Below are 23,634 nucleotides of genomic sequence, written 5' to 3' on the forward strand. Positions count from 1 at the left end.
TAAGCCTGATGACGGTTGCTATGATGACTTTGCTATTTGGTACGATTGAATAATTTAAGTAGCATGAAGCTCTTACTGAAGCGCGATCGCTTGCTACCAAAACTATGACAGCCTTAGAAGAAAACAAATTTGAGACTTACACCCTTGGGGCTGCTACTTTTGACTTAAGTGGACTGCCCAAGGAATACTACACCCTTGTTGACGGTAGCAAGAGCATTATCTGGGTACAGCCAATTTTCCAATCGTTGGGCTTAAAATCTTTGCTAGCAGCTTCTTTACCTGTGGAAAATTTTACCCATGCTGTTATTCATGGAAGTGACTATACTGCCATAGTGATCAAGCAGCAGGGCAACTATCTGGCACTATTGATCGATCCTAAAAGTGAAATTCTGAGCGAGAAATTTTTAAGCTGGGCGCAATCCTTTGATGCCACATCTCTCAGGAATAATCCGAAATTCCAAGTAATTTAATAAAAATAGAGGGATGCTTTGCATCCCTCTATTTTTTAGGTAAGGATAGTCTGCGCTGTAGGCAGACTGTCCTTACTGATGTATGGGAATACTCTATTTTTTTGTAGTAAATCGCGATCGCTCAAAATTTTATGCAAGACTTTAAAGCAAGACTTTACGCAAAACTTTAATAAATACTTAACAAGCCCATTTTTATGAAACGTATTACTCTGCTTGGCTCTACTGGCTCAATTGGTACACAGACCCTCGATATTGTTGCGGAATATCCTGAAAAATTTCAAGTCGTAGGTATGACCGCAGGAGGAAATATTGAGCTTTTTGCCCAGCAGATCCGTAAGTTTCAGCCCGAAATTGTGGCGATCGCTAGTGAAACTAAACTTGCCGACCTAAAAGAGGCGATCGCCGATCTTGCCGTCAAGCCGATCATGTTAGCAGGAGCCGAAGGTGTAGAAACTGTCGCTGCCTATGGAGATTCGGAAGCAGTGGTCACAGGGATTGTTGGTTGTGCGGGACTATTGCCCACCATCGCCGCCATCAAAGCAGGAAAAAATATTGCCCTAGCCAACAAAGAAACCCTGATAGCTGGTGGTGAAGTAGTCGTGCCATTGGTGAAAAAGCATGGCGTGAAATTATTGCCAGCCGATTCGGAACATTCCGCAATTTTCCAATGTTTGCAAGGAGTTCCCGAAGGCGGACTACGGCGGATTATTCTCACGGCTTCGGGTGGTGCTTTTCGCGATCGCCCCACGGAGGAACTCGCCTCTGTCACTGTCGCCGATGCCTTAAAACATCCCAATTGGGCGATGGGTAAAAAGATTACGATTGATTCCGCCACCTTAATGAATAAGGGATTAGAAGTAATCGAAGCCCATTATCTCTTTGGTGTGGATTACGACAAAATCGAAATCGTCATTCATCCCCAAAGTATCATCCATTCACTCATTGAATTAGAAGATACTTCCGTATTAGCGCAACTGGGAATTCCCGATATGCGTTTGCCTCTGCTCTATTCCCTCTCCTATCCCGATCGCATTCCCACCCAATGGGAACGCCTCGATCTCGTCAAGTGTGGCACACTCACCTTCCGCGCCCCCGATCATCAGAAATATCCCTGTATGGAACTAGCCTATGCCGCGGGTCGCGCAGGTGGCACTATGCCTGCGGTGCTGAATGCTGCTAATGAGCAAGTAGTAGAACTATTCCTCCAAGAGCGTGTGCGGTATGTGCAGATTGCCGATCTGATTAAGCACGTATGCGATCGGCACAATCTCATCTCGAAGCCAGAACTCGAAGATATTCTCGAAGCCGATAAATGGGCAAGAAATGCAGTGATTGAGCAAGTTATGGCTACAATTTAGCTATTAAAAATCATGTAGGAGATGGCAATGATTAACAATTTAACGGCTGAAGAAGAAGATATTCTTGATAGTTATGAGCGTGGTGAGTGGCAATCAATTGATAATCTTCAGGAAGAACTGAATGCTTATCGGCAAGCTGCTGCTACTTGGATGAAAAAAATCATACAATTAGTTTGACTTTGCCTGAGCAGGAGTTTGAGCAGTTTCAAGAGAAAGCACTCAGCACAGGAGCATCTTCGCAAACGGTCTTGATCAATTTAATTCGGCAATTTATTGCTTCCTAAAAAAGAGACTCGCTTAGCGAGTCTCTTTTTGGTTTGAGATTATTTGGCGATCGCTGGAGGCATGATTACCTTTGTTGCTAAGCCCAAAGCTCTGAGTACTTGAATCGCCCACCAAGTCACATCAACTTCCCACCAACGCCAGCCCGCCTTTGCCACATTAGGATAAGCATGGTGATTATTGTGCCAACCTTCGCCATAGGTAACGATTGCTGCCCACCAAAGATTGCGCGAATTATCATTAGTCTCAAAGGTGCGATAGCCCCACATATGGGTAACAGAATTAATAAACCAAGTGCTATGCCATAAAAATACTGAACGTACACACATTCCCCAAATGACGTAAGACCAACCGCCCAGCAAATATAAACCAACACCTACAGGAATTTGCAGTAAGAGAAAGTACTTATCTAACCAAAGATAGAAGGGGTCACGCGCCAAATCAGGAGCATATCTGAAATACTTATCCGCATCGAAAAAGTCTGATTTAGGGTAAAGAATCCACAACATGTGACTCCACCAAAAACCTTTACGTGCCGAGTAGGGATCTTTCTCTTCATCTTCAGTATGGGCATGATGTAAGCGGTGTCCTGCAATCCAAAAGATGGGACCTCCTTGTAAAGCTGCCGCACCAATCAAGGCAATCATATATTCCAACCACTTTGGCACTTGGAAACTGCGATGACTCAGCAAGCGATGGTAGCCCAAGCAAATACCAATGCTGCCTAAAAACCAATGCAGTAGGATTGTGATTCCTAAAGCTGACCATGAAAAGAACCAAGGGGCTAAAAGGGCTAGAGCATGAACAATAGTAAAGAAACCTACCGATACCCAACTCAGTTTTAGTTGTTCAGGTTGAGGATCAGGAATGATATCTGAAAATAGTCTTGTCATATTTTAAGCGTCTATATCTAAATGGCAGTGCTAAAGGTTTTGAGAAGAAGAGAAGAATCGCTAATTCTCAATCTAAAAATTTGGATAAGTTTGTGATCAAAAATTGTAAGCACAACCCTTTCCCATCATGCTCAGGAAGGATATCCAGCACAAAGCGCCGCCTATCCTATGCAAAACTTGCGTTAGCAAATGATGGCTATTTGAATTTGATGAACTTATGAAATTATTTTTTAGTGAGCTATAAATACAAGGCTAGCCACTGAGCGATCGCCTATGAAACCTTAACCCGCAGAGGCTCAGTGGTGTGTGAAGTAAAAACTGCCAATCAATTCACAGCTAAAACCTGTTCTTCAGATTTAGCAAGCCCTTGCCAAGAACTACAAGCTTTCTGAAAGTCATGACGAGGATCATCTGATACTGCGCAAGATTCTTTGGGACTGGAACAATCTTGGCACTCAATATTTTGATGACAGTGATTAATGAGGGGATGAAGTTCATCCAGTAAGATTTGTAGTTGCTGAATGGTTTCCTCGATCGCTCTTGCTTTTTTTGACAAACAATCATGCACTGTTTGACAAGTCGGCGATTTGCTATCCTTAGCAGCCAAGATTTCTCTGATGTCATCTAAGCTCAATCCCATCGATTTGGTATGGGTAATGAAAGATAGACGATCTACATCTTCTTGACTAAACAAGCGATAGCCAGATTCAGTCCTATGAGGAGGAGGAATTAGCCCAATCCGCTCATAAAAATAAAGTGTCTGAGGATTAAGACCTAATTTGCGAGAGACTTCACCAACTTGCAGCATTGCCATCTTTGTTTTCACATCCAACAATTACAAGCTTAGACCTTATACTATGGTATAAGGTCAAGGGTTTTAGTCAAGTTTCTGGATTGTAAAGAGTTTTCTGTAAATAAAATTCACATATAAAGTTTTGAAAGCGTGGCTTTGCCGCGCTTTCAAAACTTTATAGCGCAACGCACTGAAGGCGATCGCTATATCATTAAGATCATGAAGATATTAACTAAGAGGGCGTTATGGTAACGACAACGAAACTCGCTGCAATATCTACACCAGCAAAATATCGCCTTTCGGTGGAGCAGTATTACAAAATGGCAGAGGCGGGCATTTTGGGAATAGAACAGCGTACAGAATTAATCGAAGGAGAAATCATTGAAATGTCGGCAATTGGCACAAAACATGCGATTTGTGTTTCTAATCTTGCAGAATTACTGACTGTCCAAACTATCCAAATTGCCCATGTGCGCCAGCAAAATCCTATACATTTAAGCGATCGCTCTGAGCCACAACCTGACATTGTTCTAGTGAAACGCCCTAGTAGTCGCTATGCTGATTGCCATCCCCAACCTGAAGATATCTTTTTATTGATCGAGGTATCCGATTCCACATTGAAATACGATCGCGAGGTTAAACTTCCCCTGTATGCCAAGGCTGGAATTGCTGAAGTATGGATTGTGAATATCGACGAGCAAGTATTTGAAGTTTATAGATCGCCTAATCAAGACAGATATGAGCAGGTCAAGATTTATGGCAAAGGTGAATTGGTTCAGATTAAAAATTTAGGAGTATCAATCCTTGTTAATGAAGTTTTTCAAATTTAAGATCAATACAGTCCATTGAGGGATTAAGTAGTACAGTAACAACACTTAGTAAACCAATTTTTGAAGAAATCTTTTTCTAACAAGTAAGGGAAAACGTTGATTAAATGCTGAAGTAGTTTTTGAGAATGAGGTCTAAGCAATCTAATAAAATATTTGAGAACCGACCACATCATCTCAATTGGATTAAAATCAGGAGAATAGGTGGGTAAGTACAAAATCTTAGCACCTGTCGCTGTAATTGCTTTTGCGACCCCCTCAACTTTATGGCAGTTGAGGTTATCCATGATGATCCTATGCTCAGGACGTAATTTAGGTACTAGGTCATCTTGGACAAAGGTGAGAAAATCTGCTCCTTTCATAGAACCCTGAATCGTTTTCAGGCAAACAATCCCATCAACTGAAATAGCGCCAATTATTGTGTATTTCTGACCTTTGTAAAAGGGACGAAGACTGAATACTCTTTTGCCACATTCACTTCTTGCCACAGAGCGTTCCATCCCCTGCCATACTCCCGTTTCATCAATACAAATCAGATCTTCAGCTTTCACTTCATTCAATGCTTCCCAAAATTCACATCTTTGCTGTTGTACTGCCTCACTTTTTACCTTTTCATGGCGATAGGTCTTTTTTTTAGAGTGATGTTATGCCTCTGGAAAAATCGGCACATGCTGCCTGTGGTCACTGATACTCCTGTTTGTTCTGCTACTTCTTCACAGTACTGCCATAGTGTCCAATCTGGATGCTCTGAGACAATTTCGAGGATTTTCTCCTGATGCGCTTCGAGGGGACTTTTGATTGGACTACCTAATGGTTTGTGGTTTAGTTCTCCTGTCTCTCGGTATTGATTCAGTAGTTTTTGCACTGTTTTCGTCGCGACTTGAAATTGCTTCGCTACTTCCCGAATCGATGTATTTCCTGCTTCGTAGTTTGCTACGATCTTTTCTCTGAGATCTAGTGAGTAAGGTGCCATTTTTTACTCTCTTTTGGGTTTTGCTATCCTAGCTTATCTTGTACTACTCTTTCCCTCAATAGGCTGTAATCGTAATTGTGTACATAAATATATAAACTGTATTTTTAGATAATTCCTAAAAATTATATGTAATTTTCTTGGATTGATCTAAGGATATTTTTTTGTCGCTGATTAACTGTTGATAAATTTTATTAACTACAGGTGTTAAATCTTTTAGCCCGAGCTGCGATTTAATATGATTTTTTAAGGATTCTTCTGATTTAGGTCTTTTGATCTTGTTGACGACAGTAAGCTTTTTAATTACTAAGTCGTACTGATTAATTTGTTTGTTTTTAGATTGTGATTCTTTATCTTTTGCTGTGGAAGATTGATTGACTGAAGAAGGATTTGATTGAGGGATTAGTCCACTTTGCAAGCTTGTTTGTATAGCTTCTATGAGTAATACAATATCATCGCTACGCTTACAGAATATTTTCTGAGATTTCATATAACTAATCAAGGGATCATATCCTGTATCTTTAGAAATTATATGAAAAAATGATTTTGTCTCTTTCCCAACTAACTTGCCTAATTCAAAGGCAATATGAAAATCAAGAGCATTTTTACCATTACCATTAATTTGAATCCATTCAATTTGACTACCTAGTTTTTGAGATTTGATAACTAAGTCAGTTGGTATATTATTTTGCTTACTACCAATAAACATTTTAATGTAAATATTTTTATCCTTGATACAGGTGAGATCTATATTTTGGATGTTTTCATAATCTACTAGGATGTAATTGGTTAGCATTTATAAATAGATATACTTAAAGTGATTTGAAAGCGAGTATTTCGCGTAACAGATAAATTAGCACTACTGTGAAGAAAAGCAAAGTAACTTGCTATATCTCCGCCATGAATCATAAATTAAGTTGAATTATCGAAAGATTTGGCGATCGCAAGGATTAAGATCTGATGTATACAAACTGATATAGCGAGTTTGAGCTTACCAATGGCAAGTTTGAGCTTGATGTAGCTACTCAGGAATGGAGAAAAGATCATGGCGATCGCATCAATAAATCCTGTAACAGGAGAAGTGTTAAAGACCTTTGAGCCTTTGACGGATGAGCAACTTGAACATAAGCTAGCACTCGCCGATCGCACCTTTGTCACCTATAAACATACGAGTTTTCGCGATCGCGCCCAATGGATGCACCAAGCCGCCGATATTCTGGAAGCGAAGAAAACCGAATTCGGGATTATTATGACCCTTGAGATGGGGAAAACGCTCAAAAGTGCGATCGCCGAAATTGAGAAGTGCGCCAATCTTTGCCGTTTTTACGCCGAACATGCACCGAGTTTTTTAGCCGATACCCCTGCTCAAACCGATGCTAGTCGCACGATTATTTGCTATCAACCTTTAGGAATTATCCTCGCAGTCATGCCTTGGAACTTTCCTTTTTGGCAGGTGTTTCGCTTTGCTGTCCCTGCACTCATGGCAGGGAATGTGGGACTACTAAAGCACGCCTCAAATGTGCCGCAATGTGCCTTAGCGATCGCTGAAGTCTTCCATGCCGCAGGCATACCTGAAGGTGCATTTCAAACCCTTTTAGTGGGGGCGGATCGCGTAGCAGGAATAGTTGCCGACTCAAGGGTAAAAGCTGCCACATTGACGGGAAGTGAACCTGCGGGACAAAGCCTAGCTGCGATCGCAGGGCATCATCTCAAAAAAGTAGTATTGGAACTTGGGGGTAGCGATCCGTTTATTGTGCTTAAAAGTGCGGATTTGGAATTGGCTGTAAATACTGCGGTAACGGCGCGAGTCATGAACAATGGGCAGACCTGTATCGCAGCAAAGAGATTTATTATTGAAGAAGCGATCGCGGATCAGTTCATTTCTAAATTTGTTGATAAGTTCAAAGCATTGAAAGTAGGAGATCCGATGCAGCCTGAAACTGATGTGGGGCCTCTTGCCACGCCGCAAATCTTAAATGAACTGGATGCACAGGTAAAAACAACAGTGGATTTAGGGGCTAAGGTTTTAGTCGGGGGCTATCGACTCAAGGAAAAAGGGAATTTTTATGCACCAACGATTCTTGATCAGATTCCGCTTGGTGCGCCACCCTATCAAGAAGAATTTTTTGGTCCCGTGGCTTCAGTATTTCGGGTGCAGAATCTTGATGAGGCGATCGCGCTTGCAAATAGTACTAGTTTTGGTTTAGGGGCAAGCTTTTGGAGCAATGATCCACAGGAAATCGAACAGGCGATCGAACAAATTGAGGCGGGAGCAGTCTTTGTAAATGGGATGGTCAAATCCGATCCGCGTGTTCCCTTTGGTGGCATCAAGCGATCGGGCTTTGGACGTGAATTGGGAATTGAAGGTATTCGTGAATTCGTGAATATCAAAACTATTTGGATTAAGTAAACCCTGTTTGTCATCATCAGTGTAGTTTACGATTACAAGCTTATTTGTGAGGACTCTATGAACACCGCAGAACTATTAGTCAAATGTCTAGAGAATGAAGGAGTCGAATATATTTTCGGGCTTCCGGGGGAAGAGAATATGGCAGTTCTCAATGCCCTTGAGAATTCATCGATCAAATTTATTACCACTCGCCATGAGCAAGGGGCAGCCTTCATGGCAGATGTCTATGGTAGACTCACAGGCAAACCGGGCGTATGCCTCTCCACGCTAGGACCGGGAGCCACAAATTTAATGACAGGTGTTGCTGATGCGAACTTGGACTGCGCTCCCTTAATCGCGATCACAGGACAGGTGGGAACTGATCGAATGCACACTAATTCCCATCAATATCTCGATCTAGTTGCTATGTTTGAGCCTGTGACTAAATGGAATGCTCAAGTAGTCCGTCCTAGTATTACACCTGAAATTGTGCGTAAAGCCTTCAAACTGGCTAAGTCGGAGAAACCGGGGGCAGTACATATTGACCTACCCGAAAATATTGCTGATATGGAAGTTGATGCAAAACCCTTATTGATTAAGGACGATCGCCATCCCATGTATGCTTCCTATCGCAGTCTTTCCGAAGCTGCTATTCTCATTGCACAGGCAAAAAATCCTTTGATTTTAGTAGGTAATGGTGCAATTCGTTCCCATGCTAGCCAAGCTGTAACCGACTTTGCAACACGCTTAAATATCCCTGTCGCCAATACCTTCATGGGTAAAGGTGTCATTCCCTACCGCCATCCTCTAGCGCTGTGGTCATTGGGATTACAGCAAAGAGATATTATTAACTGTGCCTTTGATGAAACGGATTTGGTAATAGCTGTTGGCTATGACCTCATCGAATATTCGCCGAAGAAATGGAATCCCAATAGTACAATTCCCATTATTCACATTGCCGAATTATCGGCGGAAGTGGATAGTAGCTATATGCCACAGGTAGAAATCGTTGGCGATATTTCTGACTCGCTAGTGGAAATTATGCACCGTTGCGATCGCACAGGAATGCCCGACCCTCACGCGATCGCCTTACGTCCACAGATTCTAGCCGCCTATGAGCAGTATGCTCATGATGAAGGCTTCCCCATTAAACCGCAAAAGATCGTCTATGACCTGCGCCAAGTGATGGGAGCAGAGGATGTGGTGATTTCCGATGTGGGCGCACATAAAATGTGGATGGCGCGGCATTATCACTGCGATCGCCCCAATACCTGTATCATTTCCAATGGTTTCGCTGCGATGGGTATCGCGATTCCGGGGGCGATCGCGGCAAAATTAGTCAATCCTGATCGCAAGATTGTCGCGGTGACAGGCGATGGCGGCTTCATGATGAATATGCAGGAACTAGAAACGGCTACCCGCATTGGTACAAACTTTGTCACCTTGATCTTCAATGATGGCGGCTATGGACTCATCGAATGGAAACAACAAATCCATTACGGAAAATCCTCATTTATTAAATTTGGCAATCCTGACTTTGTGAAACTTGCCGAGAGTATGGGTCTAAAAGGCTATCGAGTTAATTCAGCGATCGATCTCATGCCAACACTTAAGGAGGCTCTCGAACAAAATGTTCCTGCTGTTATCGATTGTCTCGTTGATTACCGCGAAAATATGCGCTTCTCCCGCAAGGTTGGCGAATTATCTTGTCCCCTTTAAACAGAAAGAGGTCGCATAGCGACCTCTTTCTGTTTGGTGTCTGAAAAACACAAAATAGCAACGCTATTTTGTGTTTTGGTATTACTAGTCTTTAACGGATTGGTAATATACTCCAGTACCTGAATCGGGTACAAAAATACATTCCTTTTGAGAAGTAAAGAAAGCTTTCCAGATTGGCACATTAGACACTCGGTAATATTTACCTAAAACTGGTTTAATTGCTTCCGTAGCAGTTTTGAGGTGATAGTGAGGAATGCCAATAAAGATGTGATGGGCAACGTGAGTACCGATATTGTGATGAATATCGTTGAAAATGCCATAATCACGATCAATCGTCGAAAGCGCTCCCTTCAAGAAATACCAATCTTTGCCGCGATACCAAGGAATATCAGCTTCAGTGTGATGCAAGTAGGTGACAAGATCCAACCATACGACGAAGATTAGGTAAGGAACGATATAGAACTTGAATAGAAATAGGAACCCATAGGTAAAGCCTAAATATCCCAAAAAGCCTACCATTGCCAACCAAAGGCTAGTGCTAGTGATAATGTCTTGAGTTTCCGACTCGCGGAAAAGATCATTATTGGGCATGAAATGGGAAGCAGTAGGACGTGCAGGCGATCGCTTAAATAGGTAAAGAGGATAAGCCAACAACAGGGCATCAAAACGAATAAGTTTACCGAGCCAATCCATTTCTTTGTATTGAGTCTCGGTGACAGGATACCAACTTTCATCGGTGTCGATATTGCCTGTATTTTGGTGATGGGTGCGATGACTGATGCGCCAACCGTGATAAGGAACCAAAATCGGAATATGAGTTAGATGTCCAATCAGATTATTTAGCCATTTCAAACGCGAGAATGAACCATGTCCGCAGTCATGACCGACGACGAAGAAAGCCCAAAACATTGTCCCCGTGGCAAACCAGAAAATAGGATAAAACCACCAAGCATCTATATATACCGCCGCCGCATATAACCCCACAATAATCGCGGTATCGGCAAAAAAATAGGCGAGCGATCGCCATACATTAGGAGCAAAACATTCAGCAGGAATAGCAGACTTTACATCTTGAAAGGTAAACGGAAGTTCAGTTTGAGCTGTTGAAGATGTATCGGTAAGAGGGTTTTCTAGATTGATCCGATGAATAGTCGTAGACGACACGTATTATTTCCCTGTTGTTAAGAAAAATTAAGTTAATTTTTTGATTTTAGCAGTAACTTGGCTTCTTCCTCAAATCCAAAGTTATTCAGTAAAAAAGCCCAGCGATCGCCTTTTACACGAATATAGTCTTGCATTTGCGCGACTGCACTCTGTACCCCAACGGATTGTTTTAGTTTTTGTTGTTGCTGGGGCAAGTTATAAATTTCATATTCAAAGGGTGTCAACCATACTAAATTACCCGCACGGTGCAACAGTCCTAACGCGATCGCCGCATCGGAATGTAACTTTGCAACTTCCGTAAAATTACCTCGCCGAGGTAGTCGGGGTAGCAGCAATTGCGCTTGCTGTTGCAGTTTTTGTTGTTGCTGGAGGAAAAAATTTACCCTCTGGCGATCGCTATCATCGAGGAGTCCCGTTGGTTCACTCACCAACATCAATGCCTCCGCAGGTTTGTCATCACGCCCCGCCCGACCAATTTCTTGGATATATTCCGAAAGCGTCAAGGGCGGATGAAAATGTAAGACCCATCGGGTATCTGGTTTATTAATTCCGAGACCAAACGCCGAAGTGCAGATCACAAAAGGATATTGATTGTTGAGCCATTGCTGCTCAATATGTCGTCGCTCTTGGGGTGGTAAGCCTGCATGATAGGCAGCAGTCGCCAAGGAATTGTCCTGCAACCATGCGGCTAATTTCTCCGCATCGCCCCGACTGCGGACATAAATTAAGCCCGACTGCCCCTTGCGATCGCGAATAAATTTTAAAGTGCGCGATTTCCGTCCTGCGGGTGTCCATGCAATTTCCACCTTGAGACTTAAATGGGGACGATAGGGACTAGTTCTTACAATGTTGGGATGATCTAGCTGCAAACAAGATTTTAATTCGGCAGTCGTATCGCGATCGGCAGTTGCAGTAAATGCGGCTAGAGACATACGCGGATGATGATCAGGCTTATGTTGCATTAATGCTGATCTCACTGCCCCCAAGCGCCGATAACTCGGACGAAATGAATCTCCCCATTGCGCCAAACAATGTGCCTCATCCAGCATTAACCCTGTAATTTTTAACTGGCGATCGCATAGCCTTTCCCAGACAGGCTGACTTAATAGTGTTTCTGGTGAAACGTAAAGTAAACGAGTATTGGGGAGATTTCTCAATACTTCCCGCCGTTCTATTTGCGAGAGGTTACTATGCAGAGCCGCCGCAGGTAAATTGCGCGATCGTAAATCCCTCACCTGATCTTCCATCAAAGCTAGTAAGGGGGAAATAACCAAAGTTAAACCTTCATTAAGGATTGCTGGTAACTGAAAACAAATAGATTTTCCCCCACCCGTCGCCATAATCGCTAAACTATCTTTGCCTTGCAGTAAGCTAGAAACTACCTCACGCTGAGATTGGCGTAAATCTTTATATCCCCAGATCTTTTGAAATGTTTGCTGAACTTTTGTCCATTCCCCAGATATGTCGTCCATTAGCAACAACCATGAATGTTTTATTTCTAATTTTATCTACAGCACAAGTCAGTAATTAGATTGATGACTTTCTAGCTGTTTGTTGTTCATAATAATAACCTTAAAATAATATATTTTAGGGTTTGATATTAATAATTTGGTTGCAGATGACACCTACGCAGAAGATAAATATCATTAATATTAAGGATTTACGGATTGATACTACTGATTGATATATCTATAAATCTATACAAAAGTACAGAAGGTTAAGTAGCTGAGCATAATTAAAAAACATAGCAAAAACCTGTGACTTACCCTCAGTATGCGCCACAGGCTTTTGGATCTTATATTTAATTACGCCCAGTTCCTCAAAGGTAGATAAAAGAGGTATATCGCATATCCATCTTTTATTCCTCTTGTTTATCTTCATTCCCCAATAAATTAGCGGTATTGGCTTAAAAATACATGCCAAATCATCATCATAAGTACCTCCGCATAATTAAAAATAGAGCTAGAATCTGTGGTGCAAACTGTGTGTACATAACTAAGTCCTAGTCATCCCAGCCGTAAATGTATAATTTGCAATCTTCAAGTTTCAGTTCGGGCTTCAGAGTTTTAATGTATTGCCACATTGTCGAGGATTGGGCTAAGGTATCTACTAGGAGTGATAAATAACAGAACTAGATAGTACAAACTAAATAAATTTATATAATCTGATAGATCGCCCTTAAAAATAATGGTAGTCCTACAGAAGTGATGATTTTCTGCATAAAGGTTGGAATATCATCACACCAAAAAATAATACTCTTCTTTAGAACTACCAAAATAAGATAGTCATTGGATTCAAGAGTAAGTTTTAAGATAAATTGTTCAAAGCTCGTTGTAAAGGAAAATTATTCAGGTGAGATCACAGGAGTCATCTACTCTTGCAATGAAAGATATACTTCATCACGTACTGACGGTTGAAGACCCGAAGGGATTTCGCAATTTTCTTTTGCAGAACATGACTTACTCCTTAGGACGCAGTTTAGACAATCTAATTGTGCTGCGTTCCAATCTCGTATCTCGTCAGCACGCTACGATATTGGCAGTAAATATTCCAAACAGAAATTCATGCCTTTTTCGGATTATTGATGGCACGCTCGAAGGTACAAGGAGTACTAATGGCATTCTCATCAATGGCAAAAAGCGCTTCTCTCATATCCTGTCTCATGGGGATGAAATTCTCTTTAGTAAAGATACTAAAGCTGTATATCAAATTATTAGTTCACTTTCTCCACGATCTAAAAATAAGGTTTCTCCAAATCATGCTACCAATGAGGATAGTTTTGGAGAAAACAAGCAGAGTTTAGATTTTATCGGCACTATTAGATGCTCTAACTTACTATCTATTGCTGATAGTGACTTATCTACACATATTCGGGACACTATCAATCAGTTTGTTTCATCTCCTGAACTAAATCCTCAACCAATTATTGAGTTGAATTTAGTAGGCAAAATTTTATATCTCAATCCCGCAGCTTTATATCAATTCCCAGAAATTGATGATATGCAGCTTAATCATCCATTACTCCAAAACTTGTTAACTCAGTTAACACCTTTAGTTACTCCCGTTCGTAACTTTTTTACCCGCGAAGTAGAAATCAATAGCAAGGTATTTGAAGAAGTGATTCATTTTATGCCTTGGAATGAAGTAGTACGAGTACATATATCGGATATCACTAAGCAAAAGCAAGCTGAGGCAATTATTTCTTATCAGATGTATCATGACTCGCTTACTGGTCTACCTAATCGCAAATATCTACATCAATATTTAGTTGAGTTTGTCGAAAAGTTAGAGGATAAGAACCAAAAATTCGCAGTGTTATTCCTTGATATTGATCGATTTAAATTAATCAATGATTCTCTAGGTCATGTAATTGGGGATTTGCTATTAAAAGCAGTGGGCGATCGCTTAAAAACGCTATTGCGCCAAGGGGATTTGCTGGTGCGCTGGGGTGGTGATGAATTTGCAATCATAGCCAAGGCGATCGCCTCGCCAGACATTGTTGTGCAAATTGCAGAGACAATGATTCAATCTTTGACTGTGCCTTTTACCTGTAGTGGGCATGAGCTACATATCACCACCAGTATTGGTGCAAGCATCTATCCCGATCATAATACAGATGTGGAAGCATTAATTCGCAATGCCGATATGGCGATGTATCGCGCCAAGGTAGATGGACGCAATAGTTTCCAGTTTTATATTCCTAATATGCAGGAGCAAAGTTTCCAAAGATTGTTAATGGAAAATAATTTGCGAAGAGCGTTAGAGAATGAAGAACTAGAAACCTATTATCAACCACAGGTTGATTTAACCACAGGTAAAATTGTTGGTTTAGAGGTTTTACTACGTTGGAAACATGTTGCTTTAGGGTCTATCCCACCTAGCAAATTTATTCCCTTAGCCGAAGAAACTGGCTTAATTATCGCAATTGGGGCTTGGGTATTGCGACATACTTGTTTACAGGCGATCGCATGGAAAAGTATGGGTTTACCACCAATTCAGATTGGCGTAAATCTATCGATTATGCAGTTGCAGCAAAAAGATTTTCTACCTTCTTTACAACAGATTTTAGATGAGACAAATTTTGATCCTCACTATCTAGAGTTGGAAATCACTGAAGGAATTATGATGGATAATGTGGAAGAAAAAATTGTCCTATTAAATCAATTCCGTCAGATGGGGATTCAGCTATCGATCGATGATTTTGGGACGGGTTATTCAGCACTTAGTTATCTTAAAAATTTACCAATTGATACACTCAAAATTGATCGTACTTTTATTGAATATATTGATCATAATGAGCAAGATCAAGCCATTGTTGCTTCTTTAATTAATCTATCCCATAGCTTGAATTTAGTTGTCATTGCTGAAGGTGTAGAAACTCAAGAGCAAGCAGAACTATTACGATCGCTAGGTTGCGATCGCATTCAAGGACATTTTTTCTACAAAGCTTTACCCGCCGAAGATATTGAGTCTTTATTAAGGGCGCAAGCAATAACTAAACCAAGTTAATCAGCGCAAAGCGCTGTAATAATTGTTTGGAGCAGCGAAGCTGCTCCAAACAATTATTGGTTTAGATGCTTAACCATAATTTCAAGTTTGTCTCTTGACTGGGGGAAGCATTGGGTAACTGCACAATATCAAAATGGGTATAAATCGGTTCCTGCAAAACGACTTCTACAGTTTTTAGTAAATCTTGATGGAAGATGGTCAGAGCGATCGCCTCACCTACAGCAAAATCCTTAAGACGCTCATTAAAGTTTTCCGCAGTCACGCGAACCCCTGCGATCGCTAACAAACTATCTCCAGTGCTAATACCTGCTTTTTGAGCTGGCGAACCAAACTCAACCTTTTCTACTTCAGCAATTCCATTTTTTGATTTTAGGGTTAAGCCAATAAAGGGAATATCCTGACGTGCGCTGCGTAGCTCTAGTCCAAAGGGTTCTAGATAGTAGTTATAGTCTAGCTCCTTTGTACCATAGAGATAATTATTCCAGAAGTCTGATAGATCAACACCTGCCACCTTCTCGATTACCTCATGGAGTTCTGCTTCACTAAAGCCAATCTCCTCTTTACCAAAGCGTTCCCACATAATCTGTAAGACTCGATCAAGCGATCGCAAGTTATTGCTTTGCTTACGAATTAGTAAATCCAGCAGCATGGATACTAACTCGCCCTTAAGGTAGTAGGAAATCTGGTTATTATGAGTATTCGCATCAGGACGGTAGAGCTTGATCCATGTATCAAAACTGGAATCATAGAGCGATTGCACATGCCGCCCATAGGTTGTTTGTAATCTAGTAATGCTCTTGCTAACAAGCTTCAGGTAATGTTTCGCATCGTACAAGCCTGTCCTCAGAGGAAAGATTTGATCGTAATAGCTGGTAGTTCCTTCGCTAAACCAAAGGGAACCTGTGTAATTCTCATTGTCATAATCAAAGGTTTCTAGTGCTTTAGGGCGAAGTCGTTTCACATTCCAAGTATGGAAAAATTCATGGGCAACTAGATTCATAAATTGGAGATAGCTTTCTTCCTTGCGAAATCCTAAGCGGTTGTAAAGCAGTACGGTGCTATTTTTATGTTCTAAGCCGCCAAATCCATTACTAGCATGAAGGATAAAGTCATAGCGATCGTAGGGCAAACCACCAAATATGTCCGCTTCTACGGCAATGATTTCCGAGGTGTCTTTGATAATACGCTGTACATCGGCATTATGCTGTCCCCAAATGATCCAACGATGGGGTTTACCATGAACTGTAAACTCATGCTGTTCTTGAATGCCGATCTCGAAGGGGCTATCAACCAAAGTATCGAAATCCTTGGCGTAGAAACTATTAGAACTATTGGCATTAGGTAAGGCAGTAGCAATCCGCCAGTTCTCTTTAGGGATATCAATCTCAATTTGAAATGGATGATGCTGATATTCGGGAATATACATAAATACTGCCGCACCTGTAAAAAAGGCATGGGTACTATCAATGTGATTAGTCCGCACAGTTAATTCATTACAGAAAATGCGATAGCGGATTTTGATTAGTGAATTATTGCCAGTATTTACCCGCCAATGATTTTTACTGATTTTCTGCCATAACAGCTTTTCACCATTAGCAGTAGTCGCCTCGAAATTCTGGAGATGTTTGGCATATTCACGTACTAGATATGAGCCGGGTGTCCAAACTGGTAGCTTTAGATCGATAAATTCATTTTGCCAATTGGCGATCGCTAGTTCGACATGTAATAGATGATTTTCTGGCTCAGGTATTGATATGTGGTAGGTAAATTGATTGCTGAAAATATTACCTGCTTTTTGTGAATCAACCATTTTGTCTTGACCTTACTCAGCGATGCCTATAGATACTATATCAGTAAGATCTCATACAAGCAAAATTCGGACAATGCGCTTGAGCAAGCCATTTGCTCTATCACGGTAAATCATTCCTAAACTCAAAATCTCAAATTTCTTCCTTCAACGCATCACTCAATAAAGCGGATAAATTTAACTTGAGGATTTTCTAGATTTTGATACTCAGATGCTCTAGCCTCGATATCTTGTAACTGCCCGATCGCTAATCCACAGGGAAATCCATACTTAGCCTTAACGCGATCGCTAGCAATGTTAAGAGCCGTTCGCGCAGATTCTACGAACTCATCTAGTGCATATTCAACATTAGGTTCAAAGTATTCTTTAACGATCAGTGATGGAGAATAGCAGGTTTGTTCAGAACCATCGGGCCAGCTAATTTGAAAGTTGATTTGAGGCATAGGGTTAATGGTGATTGTTACAGCCTATTGAGGGAAAGAGTAGTACAAGATAAGCTAGGATAGCAAAACCCAAAAGAGAGTAAAAAATGGCACCTTACTCACTAGATCTCAGAGAAAAGATCGTAGCAAACTACGAAGCAGGAAATACATCGATTCGGGAAGTAGCGAAGCAATTTCAAGTCGCGACGAAAACAGTGCAAAAACTACTGAATCAATACCGAGAGACAGGAGAACTAAACCACAAACCATTAGGTAGTCCAATCAAAAGTCCCCTCGAAGCGCATCAGGAGAAAATCCTCGAAATTGTCTCAGAGCATCCAGATTGGACACTATGGCAGTACTGTGAAGAAGTAGCAGAACAAACAGGAGTATCAGTGACCACAGGCAGCATGTGCCGATTTTTCCAGAGGCATAACATCACTCTAAAAAAAAGACCTATCGCCATGAAAAGGTAAAAAGTGAGGCAGTACAACAGCAAAGATGTGAATTTTGGGAAGCATTGAATGAAGTGAAAGCTGAAGATCTGATTTGTATTGATGAAACGGGAGTATGGCAGGGGATGGAACGCTCTGTGGCAAGAAGTGAATGTGGCAAAAGAGTATTCAGTCTTCGTCCCTTTTACAAAGGTCAGAAATACACAATAATTGGCGCTATTTCAGTTGATGGGATTGTTTGCCTGAAAACGATTCAGGGTTCTATGAAAGGAGCAGATTTTCTCACCTTTGTCCAAGATGACCTAGTACCTAAATTACGTCCTGAGCATAGGATCATCATGGATAACCTCAACTGCCATAAAGTTGAGGGGGTCGCAAAAGCAATTACAGCGACAGGTGCTAAGATTTTGTACTTACCCACCTATTCTCCTGATTTTAATCCAATTGAGATGATGTGGTCGGTTCTCAAATATTTTATTAGATTGCTTAGACCTCATTCTCAAAAACTACTTCAGCATTTAATCAACGTTTTCCCTTACTTGTTAGAAAAAGATTTCTTCAAAAATTGGTTTACTAAGTGTTGTTACTGTACTACTTAATCCCTCAATGGACTGTAATTGCTAATCGGTGATTGAATTATAGCTTTTGTGGATAAAATAGGTTCTATAACAAAGGTTTTTGGATAGGTGTTAAGGTGTATTTTTGATGTGATTATTTCAGTGATCGCATGGCTACTAAATCTGAATATTCCAACATTCTCTAGCAATTTCCCAATCTTCTTGAGTATGAATCACTAAAACTCGCACGGCTGATTCAGGAGCTGCAATGTCCACATCGATCGCCCGTTGGTTATTTTTTTCTAGGTCTAGCTTTAATCCTAGAAATTCAAAACCCTCACAGGTGGCGGCTCTAATATCTGGAGCATTTTCGCCAATGCCTGCGGTGAAGACTAAGGCATCTAAGCCGCCAAGACTAGCTAACATTGCGCCAATATGCGATCGCAAACTATGCACATAAACATCAAAGGCAATCTGCGCTTGTGAGTTACCCTCCGCGATCGCTTGCAGGATTGGACGTAAATCCGCAGAAATTCCTGAGATGCCTAATAGCCCAGATTCGCGATTGAGTAGGCGATCGAGTTTCTCCACATCCATATTTGGTTGACGCAGTAAATGGATGAGAATCCCTGCATCAATGGAACCAGAACGGCTACCCATGACTAAACCTTCGAGGGGTGTAAATCCCATAGTTGTATCAATACTATGACCATTACGAATTGCGGCTAAGGAACATCCATTTCCTAAATGACAGGTAATTAAGCGTAAATCATTAACTGGGCGATTGAGGATTTGGGCGGCGCGATCGCGACAATATTGGTGGCTAATTCCATGAAAGCCATAACGCCGAATTCCTTGCTCTGCATATTTACTGGGAATTGCGTAGGTGTAGGCGGCAGGAGATAAATGAGCATGAAAGGCAGTATCAAATACCGCAACTTGAGGAATCTTCCCAAATACATTTTCCGTTGCGGCAATGCCTTCTAAATTCGCAGGATTATGGACAGGGGCAAAGACTGAGAGTTTTGCGATCGCCTCTTTTACTTCCGCATTAAGCATAGTACTTTGGCGATATTCTGCTCCGCCATGTACCACTCGATGCCCTATGATATCTACATCTGAAGGCTCTTTGATGACTGCGGTTTCTCCATTCCACAGAGTCTCTAACATATGCGCGATAATCTTTGGGCGCGAAGTTGCAGCAATTTCTTCTTGGAGAACTTTGCCCTGATGGGTTTTAACTTTGATTTCGGCAAATCCTGTATGGTGCGTCCAGTCTACCATCGCTTCCCAAATCGGTTCAGGTGGTGTGTCAGGCAATACATTCCCTAACTCATACAAACAACTTTTTTGGCTACTCGATCCTGCATTGAGAACTAATATTTTCATGTTTTTGGGGATGATTATTTTGAAATGGATGAGCGCAACTGAGCAGGTTTTGAAAATTGAGGTTAGGACTGCTATATATTTATAACAAGTCCTACTGACTCAGACTTGTTACTAATTACTCGTTTTACGGATGAAACTTTATTACGTTACCCTGAATACAGTAGATGAAGCCCGACAGATTGGGCGATCGCTACTAGAGCAGCAGTTAGCCGTATGTGTAAATTGGTTTCCGATTACCTGTGCCTACCGTTGGGAGGGGGAAATTACGGAAGAGCCTGAAGTTGTGTTAATGATCAAAACCCAATCAGGACTACAGACAGAAATCGAACAAGCCATTCGCGATCGCATTAGCTATACCAATTTCATTGCCGAGATTTCACCGAGCCATGTAAATGAATGCTTTTTAGGCTGGTTAAATCGCGAAGTCCCCTACGAAGTCACTAATAAAGAGGCGCAATGACTCGCATAGTATTCTGTGATTTCGATGGCACAATTACGGCGGTAGAAACCTTTGTCGCGATCTTGAAAGAATTTGCCCCAGAGATTTCGCAGCAGCTACTGCCACAAATTTATGATCAGACCTTAACGCTGCGGGAAGGAGTGCGCCAAATTTTGGAATCCATTCCTTCGAGACTCTATCCTGAAATTCTCGAATTTACGCGATCGCAACCGATGCGGGCTGGTTTTGTCGAACTTCTGGATTTTCTAGATGCTAAAAAAGTGCCTTTGATCGTGGTTTCGGGAGGATTACAAGGAATGGTAGAAGTAGTTCTAGGAGATCTAAAACAGCGCGTTCATGCCATCCATGCGATCGCTATTGATCCTAGTCAGGAATATTTACAACTTCATTCCGACTATGAATACGGGACAGAACTAGTTGCTAAGGTAAAGGTGATCGAGGCATATGGAGCAACGGAAGCGATCGCCATTGGTGACTCGATTACGGATTTGAATATGGCGCTCTATGCCCCGACCGTATTTGCTCGCGATCGCCTTGCGGTTTATCTTGATCAACACCAAAAAGCCTATATTCCTTGGAATGATTTCTTTGATGTGCGTGATTATTTAAAAGCATCATGGAAATGGAAATAGCGGCAGCCGCTAAAACCCATTAAAAGAAAGCGCGGCTTTGCCGCGCTTTCTTGTCATAGGAGCTGTCTATCTCCTTAGAGTTTGATTGCGATCAAGTTGTAAACTAGTAGCAATATAGAAAAAATTAAAAATAGAACCAACTAAGCAAGTTTTATGACAGAGGTTATTCTTTTCAACTCTTTCTTTTGGATTGCCGCAGCATTACTAGCGATCGCTACTGGTGGGGTGGGCTACCTTACTTATTTAGAATGGCAAGATCGTCGTCGCCGTGGTGGAAAAAGTTAAACCACTCATAAATGCGATCCGTTAGCCAAGGTGTATGCCATGCCAATCCAAGGTTAATTGTTTCCGCAAAACCTGTGGGTGTTTCAGCATCATTACTGGCTACGCAAAATTTAAAGTTTTTAACCTGTTCCCATTGTTTGAGATGCTTTAGCACACGGATGATTGCCTGACGATAGGGATGATTTGGCTCAGCATACCAATCATCAGAAATTTCGTTAGAGCTATCAAAGCCTAAATGCACAATTGTGAACTTATTAGCTAGATCCTTCTCGGACTCTTTATTTACCTCTTGCGTATCCGCATCCGCAAACAAACTTGCAAAGGCAGTAGAAGTTTCTTCCTGCAAAAGGAGATCGTTACTAGCAGCAGCTTCACGCAATTGGTCAAGCAATTCCGTTGATTTTTCGGTTGTCCAATGGATACCTAAAGTCACAAGCTTTGTTTGCAAGAGCAAATGCCCTAGTTTTTCGGCTTTAGTTTCTAGATAGCGCAAATTATATTCATTGGTTTCGATCAAGAGGGGCAAGCGTCCTACGATTTCAATATCAAAACCTTTGAGTCCTGCAAGTTTGCGAGGATTGTTGGTAATCAAGCGCATCTTTTTGATGCCGAGATCATGCAAAATTTGCGCCCCAACACCATAGGTACGCAGATCTGCGCCAAATCCCAGTTTTTCATTGGCTTCAACTGTATCAAGTCCCCCATCTTGGAGGGAATATGCCTTAATTTTATTAATCAAGCCGATGCCGCGACCCTCCTGACGCAGGTAGACAACTACGCCCCAATTGGCAAACTCGATCATTTTCAAGGCGCTTTGTAACTGTCCGCGACAGTCGCAACGCAAAGAACCGAGGGCATCTCCCGTCAGACATTCGGAATGAACGCGCACTAGGACTTCATTTTCTGGAAAATCCTGTAAATCACCTTTGACGATCGCCAAATGTTCGGTGTTATCCAAGGTATTGCGATAACCGTAAACGCGGAAATTACCAAATAACGATGGCAAACTGGCGATCGCCTCACGCTTGACAAAGCGATCGTGTTCCAGACGATAGCTGATTAAATCCGCAATGCTAATTAACTTGAGATTATGCAGCTTGGCATATTCGATTAGCTCAGGCAACCGTGCCATCGAGCCATCATCATTCTGAATTTCGCAAATAACACCTGCGGGATATAACCCTGACATCTGCGCTAGATCCACTGCGGCTTCGGTATGTCCTGCCCGCTTGAGGACACCACCATCCTTTGCTCTCAAGGGAAAAACATGACCCGGACGACGCAGATCATTAGGACGAGTATTAGGATTAATTGCTGCTTGAATGGTGCGCGAGCGATCCTCGGCGGAAATACCTGTAGATGTGCCTTCCACCGCATCAATGCTCACGGTAAAGGCAGTTTGTTGGCTATCGGTATTGCGATCGACCATTAAGGGTAAATCTAAGCGATCAAGGCGATCGCCTGTCATCGCTAAACAAATCAAACCCCGTGCCTTGACTGCCATAAAGTTCACCATTTCAGGTGTGGCAAATTGGGCTGCACCAATCAGATCGCCTTCATTTTCGCGGTTTTCATCATCGACAACGACAATGAGGCGACCAGATTTGAGATCGTTCAGGGCATCGGGAATGGAATCAAATTGAAACTTTGTCAAGGCTTACTATCAGGGATTCTAGCTATTTATATCCATCATATAGCAATCTCTAGGATGCTTGCTCCAGAAATAGATCCCATCAATCACTCTCTATGGTTCTGCAATTTAATAAACCATGAGTTTGATATAGCAATTTGCGCTGTACAAAGCACAGCACGAACATGGCAAATGGTAAAAATAGCTTGGCTATTTTTACCATTTGCCATGTTCGTCGAACTAGCGTTAATTGAAAGAACCAAATTTTTTGAGGTGTGGCTTTGCTGTATGACAAAAAATGGTACAGAGTTACCAAATTCATTAAGTAAGTAGTCAAGCGTAAGTAAACTTAAAACCTAGATTTCTGTACCGTCCGTGTAGCAGGCAGCACAGAAATCTAGGTTTTGTTTAGAACTATGCTGAGCTACCTAGATTTTTACAGAGGATTTTGTATAGAGCTTACTTGACATATTTTCAGAATTCTTCTGTTGAATAAGCAAAATATAGCAATCCTAAATCATTTGTAGATTTTTAGGTTTGTGGAAACGCACTCCTTTAGGGTGTGCTTCCACAAACCATTTAGGATTGCTATATCAGGCGATCGCGTCATGGAGGTATTCAGC

Annotated in this window: 22 protein-coding genes and 2 pseudogenes; 12 read left to right on the top strand and 12 right to left on the bottom strand. The window is 41.6% G+C overall.

Annotated features, from left to right (window positions below; translation table 11 throughout):
* Positions 1-104: 104 nt before the first annotated feature.
* From NMG48_RS09565 to NMG48_RS09575, 3 genes are all read left to right on the top strand, one after another.
* Complete coding sequence (locus tag NMG48_RS09565) at positions 105-470, top strand: hypothetical protein (protein ID WP_271255009.1); 366 nt, start codon at positions 105-107, stop codon at positions 468-470.
* A gap of 194 nt (positions 471-664) precedes the next feature.
* Positions 665-1,828, top strand: a complete 1,164-nt coding sequence (locus NMG48_RS09570) for a 1-deoxy-D-xylulose-5-phosphate reductoisomerase (protein ID WP_271255010.1) — start codon at positions 665-667, stop codon at positions 1,826-1,828.
* 27 nt (positions 1,829-1,855) lie between these two features.
* Positions 1,856-2,005 (top strand): hypothetical protein, encoded by a 150-nt coding sequence (locus tag NMG48_RS09575; protein ID WP_271255011.1) that lies wholly within the window; start codon positions 1,856-1,858, stop codon positions 2,003-2,005.
* 146 nt (positions 2,006-2,151) lie between these two features.
* On the opposite strand, the gene NMG48_RS09580 is transcribed toward NMG48_RS09575, so the two are convergent.
* Positions 2,152-3,003, bottom strand: a complete 852-nt coding sequence (locus tag NMG48_RS09580; protein WP_271255012.1) for an acyl-CoA desaturase — start codon at positions 3,001-3,003, stop codon at positions 2,152-2,154.
* Positions 3,004-3,328: 325 nt separating this feature from the next.
* Positions 3,329-3,817 carry a heavy metal-responsive transcriptional regulator gene (locus NMG48_RS09585; RefSeq protein ID WP_225902946.1) on the bottom strand — a complete coding sequence of 163 codons (489 nt, stop codon included), beginning with the start codon at positions 3,815-3,817 and terminating at the stop codon, positions 3,329-3,331.
* Positions 3,818-4,041: 224 nt separating this feature from the next.
* On the opposite strand from NMG48_RS09585, the gene NMG48_RS09590 reads away from it, so the two are divergent.
* Complete coding sequence (locus tag NMG48_RS09590) at positions 4,042-4,626, top strand: Uma2 family endonuclease (protein ID WP_271255013.1); 585 nt, start codon at positions 4,042-4,044, stop codon at positions 4,624-4,626.
* Positions 4,627-4,649: 23 nt separating this feature from the next.
* On the opposite strand, the pseudogene NMG48_RS09595 reads toward NMG48_RS09590, so the two are convergent.
* The 4 genes and pseudogenes from NMG48_RS09595 to NMG48_RS09610 form a co-directional block, all read right to left on the bottom strand.
* Positions 4,650-5,198 (bottom strand): annotated as a pseudogene (locus tag NMG48_RS09595) (transposase); the annotation flags it as partial.
* A 29-nt stretch (positions 5,199-5,227) separates the two neighbouring features.
* On the bottom strand, positions 5,228-5,596 hold the full coding sequence (locus NMG48_RS09600; RefSeq protein ID WP_271251623.1) for a helix-turn-helix domain-containing protein: 369 nt from the start codon (positions 5,594-5,596) through the stop codon (positions 5,228-5,230).
* 115 nt (positions 5,597-5,711) lie between these two features.
* A complete protein-coding gene (locus NMG48_RS09605) occupies positions 5,712-6,389 on the bottom strand; it encodes a PIN domain-containing protein (RefSeq protein WP_271255014.1) in 678 nt (225 codons plus the stop codon).
* Positions 6,390-6,505: 116 nt separating this feature from the next.
* Complete coding sequence (locus NMG48_RS09610; RefSeq protein WP_263972182.1) at positions 6,506-6,640, bottom strand: hypothetical protein; 135 nt, start codon at positions 6,638-6,640, stop codon at positions 6,506-6,508.
* Between NMG48_RS09610 and NMG48_RS09615 the strand changes: the two genes are divergently transcribed.
* Positions 6,639-8,003: an NAD-dependent succinate-semialdehyde dehydrogenase gene (locus tag NMG48_RS09615; RefSeq protein WP_271255015.1), complete on the top strand. Its 1,365-nt coding sequence runs from the start codon at positions 6,639-6,641 to the stop codon at positions 8,001-8,003. The two genes, NMG48_RS09610 and NMG48_RS09615, sit on opposite strands and share 2 nt — an antisense overlap.
* 57 nt (positions 8,004-8,060) lie before the next feature.
* The gene (locus NMG48_RS09620; protein ID WP_271255016.1) at positions 8,061-9,701 is read left to right on the top strand and encodes an acetolactate synthase large subunit; all 1,641 of its coding nucleotides are present in this window, start codon (positions 8,061-8,063) and stop codon (positions 9,699-9,701) included.
* Positions 9,702-9,785: 84 nt separating this feature from the next.
* Here the strand turns inward: NMG48_RS09620 and NMG48_RS09625 are convergent, their stop codons facing one another.
* Complete coding sequence (locus NMG48_RS09625; protein ID WP_271255017.1) at positions 9,786-10,865, bottom strand: DUF3474 domain-containing protein; 1,080 nt, start codon at positions 10,863-10,865, stop codon at positions 9,786-9,788.
* A gap of 32 nt (positions 10,866-10,897) precedes the next feature.
* Positions 10,898-12,337, bottom strand: coding sequence for a RecQ family ATP-dependent DNA helicase (locus NMG48_RS09630; RefSeq protein ID WP_271255018.1), 1,440 nt, complete (start codon positions 12,335-12,337; stop codon positions 10,898-10,900).
* 910 nt (positions 12,338-13,247) lie between these two features.
* Here NMG48_RS09630 and NMG48_RS09635 point away from each other — a divergent pair.
* Positions 13,248-15,374 carry an EAL domain-containing protein gene (locus tag NMG48_RS09635; protein ID WP_271255019.1) on the top strand — a complete coding sequence of 709 codons (2,127 nt, stop codon included), beginning with the start codon at positions 13,248-13,250 and terminating at the stop codon, positions 15,372-15,374.
* A 61-nt stretch (positions 15,375-15,435) separates the two neighbouring features.
* On the opposite strand, the gene NMG48_RS09640 is transcribed toward NMG48_RS09635, so the two are convergent.
* Positions 15,436-17,184 carry a M61 family metallopeptidase gene (locus tag NMG48_RS09640; protein WP_271255020.1) on the bottom strand — a complete coding sequence of 583 codons (1,749 nt, stop codon included), beginning with the start codon at positions 17,182-17,184 and terminating at the stop codon, positions 15,436-15,438.
* Between the two features lie 152 nt (positions 17,185-17,336).
* The gene (locus NMG48_RS09645; protein WP_271255021.1) at positions 17,337-17,624 is read right to left on the bottom strand and encodes an MSMEG_0570 family nitrogen starvation response protein; all 288 of its coding nucleotides are present in this window, start codon (positions 17,622-17,624) and stop codon (positions 17,337-17,339) included.
* An 86-nt stretch (positions 17,625-17,710) separates the two neighbouring features.
* Here NMG48_RS09645 and NMG48_RS09650 point away from each other — a divergent pair, with 86 nt between their 5' ends.
* A complete protein-coding gene (locus tag NMG48_RS09650; protein ID WP_271251623.1) occupies positions 17,711-18,079 on the top strand; it encodes a helix-turn-helix domain-containing protein in 369 nt (122 codons plus the stop codon).
* Positions 18,080-18,108: 29 nt separating this feature from the next.
* A pseudogene (locus NMG48_RS09655) lies at positions 18,109-18,657 on the top strand (transposase); the annotation flags it as partial.
* A 135-nt stretch (positions 18,658-18,792) separates the two neighbouring features.
* Here the strand turns inward: NMG48_RS09655 and NMG48_RS09660 are convergent.
* Positions 18,793-20,004: an acetate/propionate family kinase gene (locus NMG48_RS09660; protein ID WP_271255022.1), complete on the bottom strand. Its 1,212-nt coding sequence runs from the start codon at positions 20,002-20,004 to the stop codon at positions 18,793-18,795.
* 130 nt (positions 20,005-20,134) lie between these two features.
* Here NMG48_RS09660 and cutA point away from each other — a divergent pair, with 130 nt between their 5' ends.
* The 3 genes from cutA (at position 20,135) to NMG48_RS09675 (ending at position 21,381) form a co-directional block, all read left to right on the top strand.
* A complete protein-coding gene (gene cutA, locus NMG48_RS09665) occupies positions 20,135-20,464 on the top strand; it encodes a divalent-cation tolerance protein CutA (protein ID WP_271255023.1) in 330 nt (109 codons plus the stop codon).
* On the top strand, positions 20,461-21,096 hold the full coding sequence (locus NMG48_RS09670) for an HAD-IB family phosphatase (RefSeq protein WP_271255024.1): 636 nt from the start codon (positions 20,461-20,463) through the stop codon (positions 21,094-21,096). Before cutA ends, NMG48_RS09670 begins: the two co-directional genes overlap by 4 nt.
* Before the next feature lie 153 nt (positions 21,097-21,249).
* A complete protein-coding gene (locus NMG48_RS09675) occupies positions 21,250-21,381 on the top strand; it encodes a hypothetical protein (RefSeq protein WP_263972455.1) in 132 nt (43 codons plus the stop codon).
* On the opposite strand, the gene ribBA is transcribed toward NMG48_RS09675, so the two are convergent.
* Positions 21,332-23,035: a bifunctional 3,4-dihydroxy-2-butanone-4-phosphate synthase/GTP cyclohydrolase II gene (gene ribBA / locus NMG48_RS09680; protein ID WP_271255025.1), complete on the bottom strand. Its 1,704-nt coding sequence runs from the start codon at positions 23,033-23,035 to the stop codon at positions 21,332-21,334. The genes NMG48_RS09675 and ribBA overlap by 50 nt on opposite strands.
* Positions 23,036-23,634 lie beyond the last annotated feature (599 nt).

The organism is Pseudanabaena sp. Chao 1811, from assembly GCF_027942295.1.
Classification (GTDB): domain Bacteria; phylum Cyanobacteriota; class Cyanobacteriia; order Pseudanabaenales; family Pseudanabaenaceae; genus Pseudanabaena.

Coding starts and splice junctions, on each gene's coding strand:
- NMG48_RS09565 (WP_271255009.1), top strand. CDS start 105: ATGACAGCCTTAGAAGAAAACAAATTTGAGACTTACACCCTTGGGGCT.
- NMG48_RS09570 (WP_271255010.1), top strand. CDS start 665: ATGAAACGTATTACTCTGCTTGGCTCTACTGGCTCAATTGGTACACAG.
- NMG48_RS09575 (WP_271255011.1), top strand. CDS start 1,856: ATGATTAACAATTTAACGGCTGAAGAAGAAGATATTCTTGATAGTTAT.
- NMG48_RS09580 (WP_271255012.1), bottom strand. CDS start 3,003: ATGACAAGACTATTTTCAGATATCATTCCTGATCCTCAACCTGAACAA.
- NMG48_RS09585 (WP_225902946.1), bottom strand. CDS start 3,817: ATGGCAATGCTGCAAGTTGGTGAAGTCTCTCGCAAATTAGGTCTTAAT.
- NMG48_RS09590 (WP_271255013.1), top strand. CDS start 4,042: ATGGTAACGACAACGAAACTCGCTGCAATATCTACACCAGCAAAATAT.
- NMG48_RS09600 (WP_271251623.1), bottom strand. CDS start 5,596: ATGGCACCTTACTCACTAGATCTCAGAGAAAAGATCGTAGCAAACTAC.
- NMG48_RS09605 (WP_271255014.1), bottom strand. CDS start 6,389: ATGCTAACCAATTACATCCTAGTAGATTATGAAAACATCCAAAATATA.
- NMG48_RS09615 (WP_271255015.1), top strand. CDS start 6,639: ATGGCGATCGCATCAATAAATCCTGTAACAGGAGAAGTGTTAAAGACC.
- NMG48_RS09610 (WP_263972182.1), bottom strand. CDS start 6,640: ATGATCTTTTCTCCATTCCTGAGTAGCTACATCAAGCTCAAACTTGCC.
- NMG48_RS09620 (WP_271255016.1), top strand. CDS start 8,061: ATGAACACCGCAGAACTATTAGTCAAATGTCTAGAGAATGAAGGAGTC.
- NMG48_RS09630 (WP_271255018.1), bottom strand. CDS start 12,337: ATGGACGACATATCTGGGGAATGGACAAAAGTTCAGCAAACATTTCAA.
- NMG48_RS09635 (WP_271255019.1), top strand. CDS start 13,248: ATGAAAGATATACTTCATCACGTACTGACGGTTGAAGACCCGAAGGGA.
- NMG48_RS09640 (WP_271255020.1), bottom strand. CDS start 17,184: ATGGTTGATTCACAAAAAGCAGGTAATATTTTCAGCAATCAATTTACC.
- NMG48_RS09645 (WP_271255021.1), bottom strand. CDS start 17,624: ATGCCTCAAATCAACTTTCAAATTAGCTGGCCCGATGGTTCTGAACAA.
- NMG48_RS09650 (WP_271251623.1), top strand. CDS start 17,711: ATGGCACCTTACTCACTAGATCTCAGAGAAAAGATCGTAGCAAACTAC.
- NMG48_RS09660 (WP_271255022.1), bottom strand. CDS start 20,004: ATGAAAATATTAGTTCTCAATGCAGGATCGAGTAGCCAAAAAAGTTGT.
- cutA (WP_271255023.1), top strand. CDS start 20,135: ATGAAACTTTATTACGTTACCCTGAATACAGTAGATGAAGCCCGACAG.
- NMG48_RS09670 (WP_271255024.1), top strand. CDS start 20,461: ATGACTCGCATAGTATTCTGTGATTTCGATGGCACAATTACGGCGGTA.
- NMG48_RS09675 (WP_263972455.1), top strand. CDS start 21,250: ATGACAGAGGTTATTCTTTTCAACTCTTTCTTTTGGATTGCCGCAGCA.